18 protein-coding genes and 3 tRNA genes are annotated in these 18131 nt (G+C 56.3%); 10 read left to right on the forward strand and 11 right to left on the reverse strand.

The window, feature by feature from the left end; genetic code table 11:
- The first annotated feature begins 24 nt into the window (after nt 1-24).
- The 3 genes from gltX to RA28_RS16385 all read left to right on the forward strand — a co-directional run bounded on the left by gltX (nt 25) and on the right by RA28_RS16385 (nt 3973).
- Nucleotides 25-1425, forward strand: a complete 1401-nt coding sequence (gene gltX / locus RA28_RS16375) for a glutamate--tRNA ligase (protein ID WP_039531753.1) — start codon at nt 25-27, stop codon at nt 1423-1425.
- Between the two features lie 120 nt (nt 1426-1545).
- Nucleotides 1546-2841: a citrate synthase gene (gltA, locus tag RA28_RS16380; RefSeq protein WP_039530908.1), complete on the forward strand. Its 1296-nt coding sequence runs from the start codon at nt 1546-1548 to the stop codon at nt 2839-2841.
- Between the two features lie 166 nt (nt 2842-3007).
- Complete coding sequence (locus RA28_RS16385; protein WP_039531755.1) at nt 3008-3973, forward strand: autotransporter outer membrane beta-barrel domain-containing protein; 966 nt, start codon at nt 3008-3010, stop codon at nt 3971-3973.
- 9 nt (nt 3974-3982) lie between these two features.
- Here the strand turns inward: RA28_RS16385 and RA28_RS16390 are convergent, their stop codons facing one another.
- Complete coding sequence (locus RA28_RS16390; RefSeq protein WP_039530911.1) at nt 3983-5050, reverse strand: PA0069 family radical SAM protein; 1068 nt, start codon at nt 5048-5050, stop codon at nt 3983-3985.
- Between the two features lie 268 nt (nt 5051-5318).
- Here RA28_RS16390 and RA28_RS16395 point away from each other — a divergent pair, with 268 nt between their 5' ends.
- On the forward strand, nt 5319-6017 hold the full coding sequence (locus tag RA28_RS16395) for a corrinoid protein (protein WP_039530914.1): 699 nt from the start codon (nt 5319-5321) through the stop codon (nt 6015-6017).
- A 212-nt stretch (nt 6018-6229) separates the two neighbouring features.
- The gene (locus tag RA28_RS16400; RefSeq protein ID WP_039530917.1) at nt 6230-6898 is read left to right on the forward strand and encodes a DUF1638 domain-containing protein; all 669 of its coding nucleotides are present in this window, start codon (nt 6230-6232) and stop codon (nt 6896-6898) included.
- An 8-nt stretch (nt 6899-6906) separates the two neighbouring features.
- Here RA28_RS16400 and RA28_RS16405 read toward each other — a convergent pair whose 3' ends face one another.
- Complete coding sequence (locus tag RA28_RS16405) at nt 6907-7317, reverse strand: SufE family protein (protein WP_039530920.1); 411 nt, start codon at nt 7315-7317, stop codon at nt 6907-6909.
- A 142-nt stretch (nt 7318-7459) separates the two neighbouring features.
- Between RA28_RS16405 and RA28_RS16410 the strand changes: the two genes are divergently transcribed.
- Nucleotides 7460-7984 carry a hypothetical protein gene (locus tag RA28_RS16410; RefSeq protein WP_039530922.1) on the forward strand — a complete coding sequence of 175 codons (525 nt, stop codon included), beginning with the start codon at nt 7460-7462 and terminating at the stop codon, nt 7982-7984.
- Between the two features lie 7 nt (nt 7985-7991).
- On the opposite strand, the gene rnd is transcribed toward RA28_RS16410, so the two are convergent.
- From rnd to purM, 3 genes are all read right to left on the reverse strand, one after another.
- Nucleotides 7992-9149, reverse strand: a complete 1158-nt coding sequence (gene rnd / locus RA28_RS16415) for a ribonuclease D (protein ID WP_039531757.1) — start codon at nt 9147-9149, stop codon at nt 7992-7994.
- A 117-nt stretch (nt 9150-9266) separates the two neighbouring features.
- The gene (purN, locus tag RA28_RS16420; protein WP_039530925.1) at nt 9267-9863 is read right to left on the reverse strand and encodes a phosphoribosylglycinamide formyltransferase; all 597 of its coding nucleotides are present in this window, start codon (nt 9861-9863) and stop codon (nt 9267-9269) included.
- Nucleotides 9860-10906: a phosphoribosylformylglycinamidine cyclo-ligase gene (gene purM, locus RA28_RS16425; protein ID WP_039531758.1), complete on the reverse strand. Its 1047-nt coding sequence runs from the start codon at nt 10904-10906 to the stop codon at nt 9860-9862. The genes purN and purM overlap by 4 nt, the downstream gene beginning before the upstream one ends.
- A gap of 107 nt (nt 10907-11013) precedes the next feature.
- Between purM and RA28_RS16430 the strand changes: the two genes are divergently transcribed.
- Nucleotides 11014-11090 (forward strand) — tRNA-Ile (locus tag RA28_RS16430).
- Nucleotides 11091-11222: 132 nt separating this feature from the next.
- Here the strand turns inward: RA28_RS16430 and RA28_RS16435 are convergent.
- The 5 genes from RA28_RS16435 to RA28_RS16465 form a co-directional block, all read right to left on the reverse strand.
- The gene (locus RA28_RS16435) at nt 11223-11501 is read right to left on the reverse strand and encodes a hypothetical protein (RefSeq protein WP_039530927.1); all 279 of its coding nucleotides are present in this window, start codon (nt 11499-11501) and stop codon (nt 11223-11225) included.
- 42 nt (nt 11502-11543) lie between these two features.
- Nucleotides 11544-11759 carry a hypothetical protein gene (locus RA28_RS16440; RefSeq protein WP_152612098.1) on the reverse strand — a complete coding sequence of 72 codons (216 nt, stop codon included), beginning with the start codon at nt 11757-11759 and terminating at the stop codon, nt 11544-11546.
- Nucleotides 11760-11925: 166 nt separating this feature from the next.
- Nucleotides 11926-12501, reverse strand: coding sequence for a hypothetical protein (locus tag RA28_RS16445; RefSeq protein WP_039530932.1), 576 nt, complete (start codon nt 12499-12501; stop codon nt 11926-11928).
- 316 nt (nt 12502-12817) lie between these two features.
- Nucleotides 12818-13021, reverse strand: a complete 204-nt coding sequence (locus tag RA28_RS16455) for a hypothetical protein (protein ID WP_039530938.1) — start codon at nt 13019-13021, stop codon at nt 12818-12820.
- Nucleotides 13022-13752: 731 nt separating this feature from the next.
- A complete protein-coding gene (locus RA28_RS16465) occupies nt 13753-15072 on the reverse strand; it encodes an ATP-binding protein (protein ID WP_039530943.1) in 1320 nt (439 codons plus the stop codon).
- A 44-nt stretch (nt 15073-15116) separates the two neighbouring features.
- Between RA28_RS16465 and RA28_RS16470 the strand changes: the two genes are divergently transcribed.
- The 3 genes from RA28_RS16470 (at nt 15117) to RA28_RS16480 (ending at nt 16383) form a co-directional block, all read left to right on the forward strand.
- Complete coding sequence (locus RA28_RS16470) at nt 15117-16031, forward strand: MBL fold metallo-hydrolase (RefSeq protein ID WP_039530945.1); 915 nt, start codon at nt 15117-15119, stop codon at nt 16029-16031.
- Between the two features lie 74 nt (nt 16032-16105).
- A tRNA-Asn gene (locus tag RA28_RS16475) sits at nt 16106-16180 on the forward strand.
- 128 nt (nt 16181-16308) lie between these two features.
- Nucleotides 16309-16383: transfer RNA gene (locus tag RA28_RS16480), tRNA-Asn, on the forward strand.
- A 12-nt stretch (nt 16384-16395) separates the two neighbouring features.
- Here the strand turns inward: RA28_RS16480 and RA28_RS16485 are convergent.
- Nucleotides 16396-18015, reverse strand: coding sequence for a long-chain-fatty-acid--CoA ligase (locus RA28_RS16485; protein ID WP_039531760.1), 1620 nt, complete (start codon nt 18013-18015; stop codon nt 16396-16398).
- Nucleotides 18016-18131: the final 116 nt, after the last annotated feature.

The raw sequence follows: 18131 nt of genomic DNA on the forward strand, positions 1-18131 counted from the left end.
GTTATCAAAAGGTTAATCAATACAATGTCCGACCAGGTCGTCACTCGTTTCGCCCCCTCGCCCACAGGCTTTTTGCACATCGGCGGGGCGCGTACTGCGCTGTTCAACTGGCTTTACGCGCGGGGCCGAGGCGGCAAGTTTCTGCTGCGGATCGAGGACACAGATCGTGAACGCTCGACCCCGGAGGCGACGGCCGCCATTCTACAAGGTATGCAATGGCTTGGCTTGGATCACGATGGCGAGGTTATCAGCCAATTCGACCGCGCGGACCGCCATGCCGAGGTTGCACGCCACCTCTTGTCCGAGGGTAAAGCCTACAAGTGTTTTTCGACCCAGGACGAAATTGCCGCCTTCCGGGATCAGGCGCGCGCCGATGGTAAATCCACGCTGTTTCGCAGTCCATGGCGCGACGCGGAAACATCCACGCACCCTGACGTGCCCTATGTGATCCGGATAAAGGCGCCTCAGGACGGTGTTACTGTGATCCGCGATCAAGTTCAGGGCGATGTCACCATCCGAAATGATCAATTGGATGACATGATCCTGCTGCGCTCGGACGGTACGCCGGTCTATATGCTCGCGGTCGTGGTCGACGATCACGATATGGGCGTAACCCATGTGATCCGCGGCGACGATCATCTTAACAATGCGGCGCGTCAGATGATGATCTATCAGGCGATGGGATGGAACGTCCCTGTTTGGGCGCATATTCCCTTGATCCACGGGCCCGACGGTAAGAAACTTTCAAAGCGCCACGGTGCGCTTGGTGCGCAGGAATATCAGGCTATGGGCTATCCCGCTGCAGGTATGCGCAACTACCTGGCACGTTTGGGTTGGAGCCACGGCGACGATGAGTTTTTCACCGATCAACAGGCCCTGGAGTGGTTCGATCTGGACGGTATCGGCAAAAGCCCTGCAAGGTTCGATTTCAAGAAGCTCGAGAATCTTTGTGGACAGCATATTGCCGTCTCAGATGATGCTGCGTTGCGGCAAGAAATAGCGGAATACATCGATGCCGCCGGGCGTCCTGCATTGTCTGAAACACAATTGCATGATCTGGAGCGTGCGATGTATTGCCTCAAAGATCGCGCCCGAACGTTTCCGGAACTGATTGAAAAAGCGCACTTTTTCTTGACTTCGCGTCCAATATCACCGGACGAGAAGTCGGCAAAAGCGCTTGAATCTGTATCCGACGGTATACTGGAAGAATTGACGCCGCAGTTGCAAAATGCTAGCTGGTCCCGGAACGCACTGGAGGAGACCCTCAATTCGTTCGCAGAAACGAATGGGGTAAAGTTCGGCAAACTGGCAGGTCCCTTGCGGGCCGTGTTGGCGGGACGGGCTGTGACACCTTCGGTTTTTGATATGATGCTTGTGCTTGGGAAAGAAGAGACCTTGGCGCGGCTTTCTGATGCAGTGAATTAAACCTGATCTTCACAATCGGGTAATGCTGCTCCGCTAACACCCGGACTGCGCGCCCGCGCGCAGCCGTTGCCCGCAAAGTCGGACAGCGATCCGGCATGTGATGAATAAGGAAGGGACAATATGACCGATAGCAACAAGACCGCCACTTTGACTGTCCACGGCAAAGAATACGAGCTGCCGGTCCACTCTCCAACCGCCGGTCCCGATGTTGTCGATATCCGTAAACTTTACAGCGAAGCCGGGGTGTTCACCTACGATCCGGGCTTCACCTCGACGGCAAGCTGCGACAGCACAATCACCTACATCGATGGCGACAAAGGTGAGTTGCTGCACCGCGGGTACCCGATCGATCAGCTTGCCGAAAAATCGCATTTCCTGGAAGTGTGCTACCTGCTTCTGTACGGGGAATTGCCCGCAGCCAAAGACCTGGAAAAGTTCGAAACCACCATCACGCGCCACACCATGCTGCATGAGCAGATGCAGTATTTCTATCGCGGCTTCCGCCGTGATGCGCACCCGATGGCAATTATGGTCGGCGTTGTGGGAGCGATGTCAGCGTTCTACCACGACTCGACGGATATCCATGATCCGCGCCAACGCGAAATTGCCTCGCACCGGCTGATCGCCAAAATGCCGACGATTGCCGCCTGGGCGTATAAATATCACAACGGCCAGCCTTTCGTGTATCCGCGCAACGATCTGGACTATGCGTCGAATTTCCTGCGCATGTGCTTCAGCGTTCCTGCTGAAGAGTACGAGGTCAACCCGATCCTCAGCCGTGCTATGGATCGCATCTTTACGCTGCATGCGGACCACGAACAAAACGCTTCGACGTCTACGGTGCGTCTGGCGTCATCTTCAGGCGCAAACCCGTTTGCCTGCATTGCCGCCGGTATTGCGTGTCTTTGGGGACCGGCCCACGGCGGCGCAAACCAGGCCTGCCTTGAAATGCTGGAAGAAATTGGGACCGTTGACCGCATTCCGGAATACATCGCCCGCGCCAAGGACAAAGACGATCCGTTCCGCCTGATGGGCTTTGGCCACCGCGTGTACAAGAACTTCGACCCCCGCGCCAAAGTGATGAAGCAATCCGCGGATGAAGTGCTTGATCTGCTGGGTATTGAAGACAACCCCAAATTGCAGGTCGCGAAGGAACTGGAAAAAGAAGCGCTGGAGGATCCGTACTTCGCCGAGAAGAAACTGTTCCCGAACGTTGATTTCTATTCGGGCATCATCCTCGAGGCGATGGGTTTCCCGACCTCGATGTTCACTCCGATCTTTGCCCTGTCGCGTACCGTCGGCTGGGTCAGCCAGTGGAAAGAAATGATTGCCGATCCGCAAAACAAAATCGGTCGTCCGCGTCAGTTGTATCTGGGCGAAACACTGCGTGACTATGTCGATATCGAAAACCGTTGAGTTCTGGATTGATATCAAACATCAAACCCCGGGTTTCCCGGGGTTTTTTTGTGGCCACGCAAAACTGTGTTACCAAATTGTTGTCACCAAAGGTCAAAATCCGGCAGCGCACCAGCCAACGCTTTTCGCGACGCAACGTTGCGCCTATGGTTTCGCAACAATCACGATGCGCGCTGCGATGATACTTCGGTCTTTCCTTTTGGCTTTCCTGGCCACTTTGTTGTTTTCCGGCCCACTTTTGGCCCAAGGGTTTGCAGAAAACGCCTTCGAAAAAATTCAGCGTGAAAACGCAGCCGGGTCGCTCGCGGTAATGGGGCTTGCCGGTATTCCGGATGATTCCGCCAGCGCCATCTCGCTGCAATCCAACACTGACAACCGGGACTATGATTTCAAATCCGCACAGCTTGGCGGCGGGTTCCGATTGTCAGAAGGCGTTCCCATCTACCTTGAGGGCTACATCGGCTATGCGCGGTATGACCCGGTTCTGACTTTTTCCGGCACAGGCGAAACGACCCGATTGCCGCTCAAGTGGACCAGCGCGGCCGTCACCGGAGGCATTGGATATCAGTTCGATCTGGGCGAGCGTTGGAAATTTACGCCAATGGCCCATATCTCGATCGGGCGCACGCAATCCGATGCCTCGGTCGCAACGCAGGTTGTGGCAAATCGACTTGGGATCGAACGCGATTTTGTCGAAAGCGGCGGTCTTTGGGCCGGTGGTGCGGGCGGATCGTTAACGCTGGATTACAAGCGCCCCTTGTCCAACGACCGCGAATTCGAGATGAGCTTGCGCTATACCCATATCGAATACTGGCCAATTGGTGATGACGAGGACCTTCTGGTTCAGTCCACTGCGGCAAACGCTGTGCTTTGGACCCGGTACCGGTTTCCGACCGGCAGGCGTATGTTTGGCCGCCCTGTCAGATGGGTTGGGGACTTTTCCTATTCCTACCTGATCGGAGATCAATCGCTTGTATTGGGTACGGACTGGCTTGCCCGGATCGGCGGCGGGATCGAGGTTGATTTGTCTGACACTTGGGTTCCTTGGGTGACCACAACGCGGATCATGGTGCGGTACTACGGCAGCGATACCGTGAACGGTTACACCGCAGGTATTGGCATCAGCTTTTAGCAGATTCTGTCAAAACAAGGTCATCTGCTCGCCCGGTTGCGGCGGAACCTCAAACAGATCACATCGCAAAGGTTCGGACCTAATGTTAAGGCCCAATCGCGTGCAGGCGGCCTTGAATCGCTGTGCGATGACCCCCGCATATTCGCCTTCGCCGCGCATACGATGGCCCCAACGCGGGTCGTAATCTTTGCCGCCGTGCATCTCACGCAGTCTTGCCATGACCTTGTCAGCGCGGTCCGGCATGTGCTCAGCCAACCATTCCTGCCACAGGGCCGAAACCTCACGCGGCAGACGCAACATGATCCAGCTTGCAGCGTCCGCGCCCGCCGCTTTACCGGCTTCCAAAAGGTTTTCCAGTTCATGATCTGTGAGACCGGGAACAATGGGTGACGTCATGACCCGAACCGGCACCCCTGCCCCTGTCAAACGTTCAATCATCTGCAGGCGTCGCTTTGGCGACGGCGCACGCGGTTCCATCCGCCGCGACAATCCCGTGTCCAAGGTCGTCAAAGAAACCCCGACGCGCACCAACCCCTGTTCGGCCATTGGCGCGAGGATGTCCAAGTCTCTTTCAATCAAAGCTCCCTTGGTCACGATCCCGATTGGGTGATTAAAATCGCTTAGAACCTTCAGGCAATCCCTTGTTATTTCGCGACTTTGCTCAATCGGCTGATACGGGTCGGTGTTTGTACCCAAGGCGATCGTTGCCACCTTGTAGCTTGATCTGGACAATTCCCGCCGAAGGATTTGCGCTGCGTTCGGGCGGGCAATCAAACGCGTTTCAAAATCAAGGCCCGGCGATAACCCGAGATAGGCATGCGTCGGACGCGCAAAGCAATAAACGCAACCATGCTCGCACCCGCGATAGGGATTGATCGACCGGTCAAATGGCAGATCCGGTGATTTGTTGTAAGTGATCAGGCTGCGCGCAACTTCATCGCGAACTTCGGTCCGTAATGTCGTCAGGTCTTCCTCAATGTCCCAACCGTCATAAGCAATCGAGGTCGCGTACCGCTCATAGCGACCAACGTCATTGGACACAGCCCCGCGCCCCTGAGTTTTTGCTCGAACAGCCATTTGTTCCCTATATGTTCCATTGAGATATTGCTATACCCCGGCCCCCTGTTTGGCAAGTCCGGACGTTTCCTGAAGGCGCGCTGTAAAATGAATTTCATGCAGAAAAACCTTGCAAATTATTCCACTGCAAAGGTTAAATATCTGCCTTATAGGTCGGTCCCAGAACGGCCAAGGTCGCAATCGTGAAAGTAGTCCTGCGACGAAATGGTCAAAACGAGAAAAAATGCCACTTTGGGCCGCGTGCCCACTTAGCACAGGGAATCACCCCATGTCCGACGAAGAAGACATCGTCCTGTCCGAACTCAACGACGAAGAGCTTGTCGAACAGATGTTCGACGATCTCTACGACGGTCTGAAGGAAGAGATCGAAGAAGGTGTGAACATCCTGCTGGAACGCGGATGGACCCCATATGACATCCTGACCAAAGCGCTTGTTGGCGGAATGACCATCGTTGGTCATGACTTCCGCGATGGCATCCTGTTCGTTCCCGAAGTTCTGCTGGCTGCGAACGCGATGAAGGGCGGCATGGCGATCCTGAAGCCGCTGCTGGCTGAAACCGGTGCGCCGCGTGTCGGCAAAATGGTGATCGGAACCGTCAAGGGCGACATTCACGACATCGGCAAAAACCTTGTTTCCATGATGATGGAAGGCGCCGGTTTCGAGGTTGTGGACATTGGCATCAACAACCCGGTCGAAAACTATCTGGAAGCGCTGGAGACAGAGCAACCCGATATCCTGGGCATGTCCGCTCTGCTGACAACGACCATGCCCTACATGAAAGTCGTAATCGACACTCTGGTCGAACAGGGCCTGCGGGACGACTACATCGTCCTGGTCGGTGGTGCGCCGCTGAACGAAGAGTTCGGCAAAGCCATTGGCGCAGACGCATATTGCCGCGATGCTGCCGTTGCGGTGGAAACCGCAAAGGAATTTGTGTCCCGCAAGCACAATCAACTGGCCGGCTAAGCGTCGTTCACGCGCGAGTTTCAAGGCCGCCCTTTTTTGGGTGGCCTTTTTCAATTGCCTCCAAGTGACATTGAGAAACTAACCCTCGTCTCGCATGGGTCCCGCCGGTGATGGCCCGGCGTCGTCGGGCTGATACTGAATGTCGGAACCGGGCTTGATTGAGACAGGGATTCGCCCTCTGATAACGTCACAACTTCGGTTGGATTGGACCAATGCAGAACAGCACACCGCCAGATGACGCAAGCCTGACCACCCAAGGTTATTCCGAGCAGGGTCGATCGGGCAGTATCCTGTTGCTGGCCTGCGGCGCGCTTGCGCGCGAGATTCTTGACTTGAAAAAACGCAACGGTTGGGACCACATGGCCTTAACCTGCCTGCCCGCAATTCTGCACATTCATCCCGAAAAGATCACCCAAGCCGTCGAAGAGGCGGTGGCAAAGCATCGGGAACACTATGACCAGATTTTTGTCGTCTACGCCGATTGCGGAACCGGGGGATTGCTGCAAAAGGCTTGCGACCGCTTGGGTATTGAAATGGTCAAGGGACCCCATTGCTATTCTTTTTTCGAAGGCAACGACGTCTTTGCCGACCATCAGGAAGACGAAACGACGGCGTTTTACCTGACAGATTTTCTGGCGCGGCAGTTCGACGCTTTCGTTTGGAAACCGCTTGGTCTGGATCGCCACCCTGAACTGCGTGACATGTATTTCGGCAATTACACCAAGCTCGTTTACCAGGCTCAGACCGACGACCCGAACTTGACCGAACGTGCGAAGGAGTGTGCCGAGCGCATGGGTCTGACGTTCGAGCGACGTCTGACCGGCTATGGCGATCTTGCCAGCACGCTGTCCGAATGGGCAACGCGCACCGCGCCGAACTGAACGTCGTCCTAAACCTGCGCTAAGGCAACTTCGCGAATGCGCTCGACCATCGCGCGCAGCCCGTTTGACCGCTGTGCTGATAGGTGATCATTCAACCCGAGACGGGCCAATTCGGCCCCCGCATCAACGCTTGCAACATCGGAAACCGGCAATCCGTTATAAAGGCTGCGCAAAACGGCGATTAACCCACGCACGATCAGGGCGTCGCTGTCCCCGTCGAAATGGAACTTGCCACCGTCGATAACAGGATGCAGCCAAACCTGACTGGCACAACCATCCACCTTTGTTGCAGGCACTTTAAAGGCGTCATCCAGCGGTGTCATCGCCTTGCCCTGCTCGATCACATGGCGATAGCGATCTTCCCAATCTTCCAGAAATTCGAAGTCCTCGACGATTTCTTCAAAAGCAGGTGTGGCCATAACACGTTGTTTCCTTGCGTTGTGCGATCACAATTGTGACCTATGCCCAGCTTAAGCGCCTGTCCAGCCCCAGCCGTGGCTTTTCAAGACATTGAAATTGCGCTAACCCGTTGCGAGTCAAGTACTGAAAAGTGTTGGGGCCATGCACAAAACTGTATCCGTTCTTTTGGTTGTCACCCTCGCCCTTTCCGCCTGCGGCGGGTGGCGGGATTCCGGTGCAAACCCATCGAACTGGTTTGGTGGAAGATCGTCCAACGCACCGCCGCCGTCGCCTGATGATCCGGATGCGCTGCTTCCCAATCAGGACGATCAAGGCGGGCTGTTTTCCCGACCGGTGCCGGAAGACACAAGCATTCCAATTGCTGTCATCGATGAACTGAAAATCGACCGGACACCGAGCGGTGCAATCATCTACGCCACAGGAACCGCGACCCGGCAAGGCGCATATAACGCTCGGTTGGTGCGTGTTCGAAACGATGAGAACACCAAGAACGGCGTTTTGGAATACACCTTCCGCGTCAACTATCCAGTGTATGCAACCGCACAAGGCACGCCACGCTCGCGCATGGTTTCGGACGCGGTCAATGTAAGCCGTCAGGAGTTGGAAAGCGTGCGGCTGGTTCGCGTCTCTGGCGCACAAAATACGCTGGAGTCTCGCCGCCGCTGAAGTTTGGTTACAGCGACACCACGCGCACGGTCTGGCCCTTTGCCGCAAGCGCGATTTTGCCGTCACACAGTTTGAGCGCGTCCTCGCCAAACACCTCAAAACGCCAGCCTGACATCGCCGGAAGCGCGCGCTCGCCCGCCGCGATCTGGTCAAGGTCGGCACTCGTGGCGATCAGCTTTGCCGCCACACCAGAGCTTTCGGTTTTTGATTTCAGCAAAACCCGCAAAAGATCAGCCAGCGCCGGGTTGACCTTCAGCTTGTCGCGGCTTGTATCGATCTTTGGGAGTTTCTCGGGTGGGCAATTCACGCCCTTTTTCACGGCCGAAAGAATCCCTTCCGCGATGACCCCTTTGCGGGCCTCGCGCAACAGCAAACGCGATCCGCCCAAGTCCGAGGTGGATTTGGGCTTGGTTGACGCCATCTCGATCAGCGCATCGTCTTTGAAGACGCGACTGCGCGGAACATTGTTTTCCTGGGCGTATGCCTCGCGGAACTGGGCCAATTCCCGGACCACAGCCAGAAACTTGGCGGAATTCGTGCGTGTTTTGACGCGGCGCCAGGCATCTTCGGGCCGAATGTCATAGGTTTCAGGCCGGGTCAGAATGCGCAACTCCTCTGCCACCCAATGGCTGCGGCGGGTCTTTTCCAGTTCGGCCGACAAATGTTCATAGATCTTGCGCAAATGCGTGACATCAGCCAGGGCATAGGTCTTCTGCGCATCTGTCAGTGGGCGGCGTGACCAGTCGGTAAAGCGCGAGGTCTTGTCGATCCCCTCTTTGCAGACCTTACGCACCAGAGTTTCGTATCCGACCTGTTCGCCAAAACCGCAGACCATCGCCGCAACCTGCGTATCGAACAGCGGGGTCGGAAACACACCGGCTTCAACCCAGAAGATTTCAAGATCCTGACGGGCTGCATGGAAAACCTTGACCACCGCCTCGTTGCGAAACAGTTCGTACAATGGATCAAGCGAGATTCCGTCGGCCAACGGGTCCACCAGAACCGCGCTGTCCTCATCATCGGATGGGTACGCAAGTTGTATCAGGCAAAGCTTGGAATAATACGTCCGCTCGCGCAGGAATTCGGTATCAACGGTGACGTAGGGATGGTTTGTGGCCGCCGTGCAGAAGTCGGCCAGCTCTTGCGTCGTAGTCAGGGTTCTCATGCGCCGTGCTGTTCTTGCTCTTGTATCTAGGTGACTGCCCGTCTGCTTTTCCTGTTCCCGAGCGTTGAAGGCGACCATAGGCCGAATAATGGGGGTGTGTAAATCTCTGGCCGGTGTTTAAGGCAGCAGGACGGGTGCTTTGTTTCCAGCGGCGAAACGCTGCAGAACCGACGGATAGAGTTTGTGTTCCTGCGTCAACACCCGAGCGGCAAGGGTGTCCGGCGTGTCGCTTGTCAGGACCGGGACACGGGCCTGTCCCAGAATCGGACCGTCATCCAGTGCGGCGGTTACTTCGTGGACCGTACAACCATGTTCGGCGTCCCCCGCCTCGATGGCCCGGGCATGCGTGTGCAGGCCTTTGTATTTCGGCAAAAGAGATGGGTGGATATTCAACATTCGTCCCTGAAATCGCGACACGAAATCTGCGGTCAGAACCCGCATGAACCCCGCCAGACAAACGATATCGGGTTCGGCGTCGATCAGGGGCTTCAGCAATTCGGCTTCAAAAGCCGCACGATCACCTTTGAATGGTCGGTGATCGACGGATGCAGTCGGGATGCCGCGTTCAGCGGCCTTCGCCAGACCGCCCGCCTGGGCATCATTGGACAGAACCAGGCAGGGCCGCGCGGGATGATCGCCGGTCATGCTGTCGACCAGTGCGACCATGTTCGAGCCTCCACCAGACAGCAGAATGGCGACGCGTTTATGGCTCACAGCAAAGCGCCCGAATATTCGACTCCGGCCGAAGTCGTGATGACACCTATGCGAAAGACGCTTTCACCCGCGTCAGACATCTGGGTTGCCAGTTCCTCTGCTCGGTCAGGCGCGCAGACAGCGATCATGCCAATGCCGCAGTTGAACGTCTTCAGCATTTCGGCTTCGGCAATACCACCCGTTTCCGCCATCCATGCGAAAACCGGGGGCAAGTCCCACGCATTCAGGTCAATTTCGGCACCTAGGTCTTCGGGCAGCACACGAGGCAGGTTCTCAGTCAATCCGCCTCCGGTGATATGCGCCAACGCGTGAACGCCTCCGGCGCGAATTGCGGTCAAGGCGGGCTTTACGTACAGGCGCGTGGGCGTCAGCAGTTCCTCGCCCAATGTGCCGCCACCGAATGGAGACGGAGAGTCCCAATTCAGGCCGGACATCTCAACCAGCTTGCGTACCAACGAGTATCCGTTCGAATGCACCCCGTTCGAGCCAAGACCAAGCAGCACGTCGCCCGCTTGTACGCCATCAGGCAGGGCTGTCCCGCGCTCCATCGCGCCAACAGAAAAACCCGCCAGATCGAAATCCCCGTCGGGGTACATGCCCGGCATTTCCGCTGTTTCGCCACCGATCAGTGCACAACCTGATTGGGCGCATCCTTCGGCGATGCCTTCGATAATCCGGGCCGCCGTGTCAGTGTCCAATTTGCCCGTGGCGAAATAGTCCAGAAAAAACAGCGGCTCCGCACCCTGACAGATCAGGTCGTTGACGCACATCGCGACCAGATCAACACCGACCCCGTCAACGATGCCGGTATCAATCGCGATCCGCAGTTTGGTGCCAACCCCGTCCGTGGCTCCGACCAGGATCGGATCGGTGTAACCGGCGGCCTTGAGGTCGAAAAGTGCGCCGAAACCGCCCAGACCACTCATCACCCCGGAACGGTTGGTCCGCTTCGCCGCCGGCTTGATCCGGTCGACCAGCGCGTTCCCTGCGTCGATATCCACACCCGCGTCCGCATAGGTGATTCCGTTCTTGCCCGCTGTCATGACTGGTCCTTTGAGAATGCTTTGGGCGCGGGTTAGTCGATTGTGCGGTTTGTTGCAACGGTCAGGCTTGACGCGGGCCATGATCGTGATACCCAAGGCGCCTAGGCGGGCCTGTAGCTCAATTGGTTAGAGCAGAGCGCTCATAACGCTTTGGTTGGGGGTTCGAGTCCCTCCGGGCCTACCATAATAAACGCTAAGGTGTTGATTTTATTGCAACCTATTGCCCCGCAGGGTAGAAATGCCCGCACAAACGAAATCAAGCACTTAGATAACGGACGACCCCGCGTTTCCGGTGGATTCGCAGTCCCCAAATACTTCAATTTATCTCCGCCCACTGGGGCAGTTTATCCGGCGCGGGCACATCATGACGCTCAAGCCATTCCTTGAAGGCCATCCAGCGGTCTTGGGGCTTGGCTGCGTACCTGCGGGCGTGCAGTTCCGCTTCCTTGATCTGCAACTGCCGGCACCACTGGATTTTGAGCGTCAACCCTTGGGACTTCGCCCAAGCACGTAGAGCCCCATCCCATTCGTCAAGCGGGCGGGATTCCAGTTCTTTGCACAGGTCATAGGGGATTCGGTAGGAACAAGCTGTCATGCCGCAGATATGAGGCAGACATGGAGAAGCGGCAAGAGCTCCCTATTGTAAACTTTCTGAATCGAGCCATTGCAGGATTGACTGCGCAAGTGAACCCATGAACGGATCACTGAACAACGGCTCGGAGGCACCATTTGGTGTAAACTCGAAAAAAGCGTCTGACTCATCGGTACCCCATGTTCCAATGTGCTCGTCGTCTTTTGTCACAACGTTACCGTTCTCTAGGAAATTGATCGGGAATTTGTAATCGTCATTCATGCTCGGATCCTTATTGCGAACCTTTGCAACGGCCCTTATCGACCGCATCTAACCCTCGAATGAAACATCCGACCACGGTAGGCTCACCGTTCACATCCGCGTTAAACTCAGCAAGCAAACTGAGTGAGGTTATGAAAAGAAAGAACCGCATGGCTGATCCTTATTGTTAACTCTGACAGAAGAACCACCATCCTCCAAATTGACCGTGGCAGTTGGCACCACCTACTGTCGTGGCTGTGGCAATAAGATCTGATACAGCTACGATCCCTTTAACGAAGCAAATTAGAGCTGCAACTGCCGTTATAACCGCAATAAGATGTGTGTAATTGCGCGCCCGCCAAAACCTCTCTGAACCTTTCAATTGTATTACATAGGGGTAATTCCAAGAGTACGTTTTCGCAGCTTCGGCTTCAGCCTGAAAGTAATGAACGAGATAAGCTAGGAGCGACACCAGTATAGATGCGGCAACCCCTGAGGCAAACCAGATAAGGGCATCTGATGCCGCGTAAATGTCCAGCCGAACGTCTCCATTTCCTCCGGATATTGTGGCCACGAAGCCCAGCATAGCGATTACGGCACCGCCGTTTGTAATTAACAGAGCTTTGGCAGCGGTTGCCGATGCCTCAATGGCGGCTTGGTTTATGAATCGAAATTCATCTCTGTGGATGGAGTGAGCTAATTTGGCTTCCTCTTCGATAATATCGAACGGTAGTGCATTTCTTTGTGATTGTTGGTTTTCCATAAAACTAGTGTTTTCGTCTTGGTTCTATCTCATAAGTGAGGTCCCTTGCCTCCTCACGCAACTCATAACCTTGATCATCACGCCACCAGCGGCATGGCTCACATCATGTGCGGCGGATGTCGACCTATTGTCCGCAGAACTGGCAGGATTTGCCCTGATTTTGGCGGAAGATCGGGCTCAGGTCGGATCGCCTTCAGAATCTTCCGATACGGGCACTTTGAAAAAGTTGGAACCCGCAGCCACGATGCAACTGATGCCGTCGGGCCTGTCATGAGAATCGTGAAACTGCCGGTCTCTTCGGACGCCCACACTTCAATCAGAATTTGATTGCCAGCCGTTTTTTGCAGACCAGCGGAAACCAGAGTTTCGCATAGTTATCCACGAGATTCTTGGTGACATCATCACGCGGGGCGCAGTTCTGCGCCATCGTGTCTGACGGAAAAGACAGCATCAGGCCGGTAACGACCGACCGCATCATTGCCCGAAACCCGGTACCGAAAAACAACGAAATCGGGTTCATCGGCGCGACCTCACTATGGTGACGCAGATGACCCCAAAGATGCTGGCGATGATCAGTGCGGCCCGTTTGTGCAGAGGCGCGGGCAGCGCCGCGATAGACCAGCCCTTTGGATTGGCGCAGTCTTGATCACTGGTTGTCGGCAAAACGCGGCGTGGTTTTTGCTTCGCCATCTGACAAAAGAGAGGGGCTGGTCAAAACCCCCTCGCCCAGCCCCTCTCACACCGCCTTTCACTCTCCAGCATTTGCGAGTCGGCGGTGATCGGTATCGCGCGGCACGAGAACCAGATGCTCAATCCATTCTCGCGGCAATCGTCGCGCTTTTATGTCTGCCCTGTGCCGAACCGCACCTTTGTGCGTCGACCCAACATTGGTTGCCCGCGCCGGCTATCCACGCGGCGCGATATATTTGTTCAGCACATCCTTGGGCTTGGTGTTGGCCTTCGAACTGTCTCTGCCAGTGGATTTGGTCAAAGGAACGCTGCAGCGGACGGGCTGAGGCGCGAAAAGACCTAACTGGGCCTCCGTCCATGTCTTCAGATGATCTACGACAGTTTGCGCCGCTGCCTTTACTTTGATTTTGCGGAATATTTTTTCCACTTTGACACCTTCCCGAATCTCCGATGCCCTCAGCATCAGCGATCTTGAGGGAAAAAGAAGTGACGTTCTTCACATATGGAAAAAGGAAGTCTTAGGATCAGGAGCGGTCTGGTTGCCTGCGCAAACTTTTTTTACTATCGACCCACGATTATGTCTGCGCACAACCCGCCCAGAGACTCGCTTTTGCTTAGCCGCAATGCGCCGCCATGCGCGCGCGCGATGTCTGCAACAATTGCAAGGCCAAGCCCAACGCCGCTGCCCTGATTCTGGTTTCGGGCAGGGTCAAGACGGGTAAAGGGTTTGACCGCCTCTGTTCGCTGGTCAACCGGGATGCCGGGGCCGTCATCCTCGACCCGGATACGCAAGGATTTCGGTGTCAGTTTGAGACCAATTTCAGCGCGGGTCCCGTATCTGACCGCGTTTCCGATCAGGTTTTCAACTGCCCGTCGCATTGCAGTCGGACTAAGCGACGCGGTCCCCTGCCCCTCGACCGAGACCAATTCAACGTTCTGTCCAGCTCTCAGGGCGTCATCGGTAATCTGTCGCAACCAAGGTTCCGGCGTGATCGTTTCCGGCGCGCCCTCCGCCGCACCGCGAGAAAACTCAAGAAACGCATCCAGCAAGGATTGCATCTCGTCAACGTCTTTCAGAAGTGGCCCAGCCTCATCCTCGGGCAAAAGCGAAAGACCAAGTTTCAGCCGCGTCAGCGGCGTGCGCAGATCGTGACTGACGCCGGACAGCATCAATGTGCGTTGCTCCATCTGCCGCTCGATCCGGGTGCGCATGTCCAGAAAGGCACTGCCTGCGGCGCGGACTTCTATCGCTCCGCTCGGTGAATAGGGAACCACGCGACCGCGACCAAAGGCCTGCGCTGCGGCAGCTAGGCGAGTTATCGGCCGCAACTGGTTTCGCATGTACAGAAATGAGATTGTCGTCATCAGGATGGCAAAAAACACCATTGTCACAATCAACTGATGCGGCGCAGCGGGTGAGAGCCGTCTGCGGTCAAACGTCAATTCCAGCACGCCAAGATCTGTCTGAAGATACAGCCGCACAGTCTGGCCGCTTGGCAGGGCGACATCCAGAAAGTCGGGCAACTTGGTCTGCAACTCGGTTTCGACCTGCGGAGCGATGAAATCGTACCAGCGTCGCCCCCCGATTTCGGGCTCTTCGTTAGGCCCAAGAAACCGGGCGGTCATTTGCAGCGCCACCAGATCAGGGCGCACCGCTGCCAGAGCCTGCTGCTGCGTTTCGGTTCCCTGCATCGCCTCTGTCACAAGGGTCACTTCACGCACGGCGGTCAAGGTCATCTGGGCAGTCACATCCTCAAGATGTTTTTGCAAAAATGCCACTGCGACCACCAGCAGAACCACGATCACCGGCAAAACCAGAATCAACGCTGCTCGGGCATATAGACTGCGCGGCATATAAGGTTTGAGCCAGTGTAACGACATGCGCTAAACCTAGCGGGCTGGCAGGGTAAGAGAAAGAGGTCAGAATGCAGGCTCCGGACGATTTCAACCCGCCAACAGGTCGGTCGATTGCGCTTGCCCCCGGTATCCGGCGTATTCTGGCGCCCAACCCCTCTCCCATGACCTATCGGGGAACCAACACCTATCTCATCGGCGAGCGGGATGTCGCGGTGATTGATCCGGGCCCGTTGGACGAAACCCATCAGATGGCGATTCTGGAGGCGTTGCAGCCGGGTCAGCGCATCAGCCATATTCTGGTGACGCACAGCCACTTGGACCACTCTCCGCTCGCCGCGCCCTTGTCGCAGAAAACCGGCGCTCGGGTGCTGGCTTTCGGTGGGCCGGATGCGGGGCGCAGTCCGGTCATGGCCCGGCTGGCACGCCAGGGGCTGGCAGGCGGCGGCGAAGGGATCGACACCAGCTTTCGCCCTGACACAGAGTTGGAAGACGGAGAAATCCTTGAAGGTGACGGTTGGGCGTTGGAGGTGATTCACACGCCGGGGCACTTGGGCAACCATATCGCGCTGGCGTGGGGTGATGTTTGCTTTACCGCCGATCACGTGATGGGCTGGGCAAGTTCATTGGTGTCGCCACCCGATGGCGATTTGACCGACTTCATGACGGCCTGCAAAAGGCTGCGAGCGCGAAACTGGTCAGTCTTTCACCCCGGCCACGGTGCGCCAATAGACGCTCCAGCGGAACGCCTTGACTGGCTGATCCAACACCGAATGAGCCGTGAAGCTCAGATTTTGGCAGCGCTCAAAGACGGTCCAGCCACGGCGGGTGAGCTGACGCATAAAATCTATTTCGATACGCCAAAAGCATTGTTGCCTGCCGCCGAACGCAACGTGTTTGCGCATCTAGTCGACCTGGCCGGGCGATCCCGCGTCCGTCCGGAACCGGAATTGGCTGTCACCGCAAAGTTTCATCTGTTGGAGTGATTCAAAGATTTTTTGGACGGGATGCACTTCCCCTCTGGACGACCGGAATCCGCATTGTTATACGCGCCCTCAGTTCCGGCGTAGCTCAGCGGTAGAGCAGTTGACTGTTAATCAATTGGTCGTAGGTTCGATCCCTACCGCCGGAGCCAGATTTCCCTCAATCCAACACTGATTTTCCCGGCCGGTGTAGTCGATGGAAACACGCGCGTTTTTCGTCAAAAAAACCATTGGGCCCTCTGGACGCACAGAAACCGGATTGATATACGGCGCGAACCGTTCCGGCGTAGCTCAGCGGTAGAGCAGTTGACTGTTAATCAATTGGTCGTAGGTTCGATCCCTACCGCCGGAGCCAATTCCCCCTATTCTATCCCATCAAAGTGTCCTTAAAGTCCTCGCGCAGCGTGCGCTTTAGGACTTTGCCCGTTGCATTCAGCGGCAACGCTTCCACAAAAACGACTTTGTCCGGGACTTGCCAACTGGCTATTTTTCCTTCGAAGAACCCCAGCAGTTCGGGCTCGTCCGGGTCTTCCCCTTCGGCCTTTACGGCCACCAAGATCGGCCGTTCGCCCCATTTCGGATGTTCCACGCCAACGACCGCAGCTGTGGCAAGTTTCGGGTGGGCGACGGCGATGTTTTCCAGTTCCACCGAACTGATCCATTCACCGCCGGATTTGATGATGTCTTTCGAGCGATCCCTGATGGTCATGTAGCCATCGGGATCAAGTGTGGCCACGTCGCCAGTTGCGAACCAACCGTTGTCCAACAAATCCTCGTCCTGCATCTGGAAGTAACTGTCCAGCACCCAGTGTCCGCGAACCATCAAATCGCCTTGCGTCTCGCCGTCCTGTGGCAACGCATTCCCGTCGTCATCCACGATTTTAAGCTCGACACCATATGGCGGACGGCCCTGACTTTCGCGCAGTTTGTGTTGGTCGTCAATGGGAAGATCACGGTGCTTTGCCAAAGGAAAGTTCGTGGTGCCCAGCGGGCTCATTTCACTCATTCCCCACGCGTGAACCGTATCGACCCCATAGGTTTCTCGGAAGGTTTCGATCATTGAAGGCGGACACGCGGCGCCACCGATAACAGTGCGAACAAGGCTGGTCAGCCGAGATCCGGATTTGGCCGCATGGGCCAACAGACCCTGCCAGATTGTCGGCACACCCAAAGCCAGGGTCACGCCGTAAGTATCGACCAGATTGACCAGTGCCTCTCCGTGCAGGCCGGGCCCCGGCAGAACCATGCGCGAGCCGGACATGGCGCAGGCGTAAGGTGAGCCCCAGGCATTGACGTGGAACATCGGAACCACCGGCATCACCACGTCCATGGCCGAAAAGCCAATCACGTCGCGGGTGTTTGATCCAAAACTGTGCAACAGCGTTGAGCGGTGCGAGTACAGAACCCCTTTGGGATTTCCCGTCGTGCCAGAGGTGTAGCACAGACTGGAAGCGGTGTTTTCATCCAGGTCCGGCCATTCGAACTCAGAGTCGCCAGTCGCAACGAGTTCGTCATAGAATTTGACATTGGGAACCTGCGAGAGTGCCTCGTCGCTACGAGGGCCCATCATGACGAAGTGTTCGACTTCGGTCAGGTGTTCCTGCAAGCCGGCAACCAAAGGCAGAAATGTCGCGTCGAACAGAAGAACCCGGTCCTTGGCATGGTTTATGATGTAAGTCAGCTGCTCGGGAAACAGGCGGGGGTTGATTGTATGGCAAACAAACCCGGCGCCGGATACTCCGAAGTAGATTTCCAGATGTCGCCGATTGTTCCAGGCCAGCGTGCCGACCCGATCCTGCGGCTGAAGCCCCAATTGGGTAAGGGCTGATCCCAGACGACGTGCATTTTGCGCCACCTCGGCCCAGTTGGTTTCTGTCACCATCCCGTCGGTTTCGACCGAGATGACTTCGGTTTGGCCGTGGTAGCGTTCGGCGTGATCAATCAGTGACGAAATCAGCAGTGGCTGCGTCATCATCTGTCCCAGCATGGACATCCTCCCCTAGTCGGCGAACGGCCGTTACAGCGCATGCCACCGTTTTCGCGCAAACTGCGTCCGTAGGCAGCGTGCGTCTCCTCCCATGGCGACAAACCTGCCAAGGAATC

Source organism: Ruegeria sp. ANG-S4 (genome assembly GCF_000814005.1).
Classification (GTDB): domain Bacteria; phylum Pseudomonadota; class Alphaproteobacteria; order Rhodobacterales; family Rhodobacteraceae; genus Ruegeria.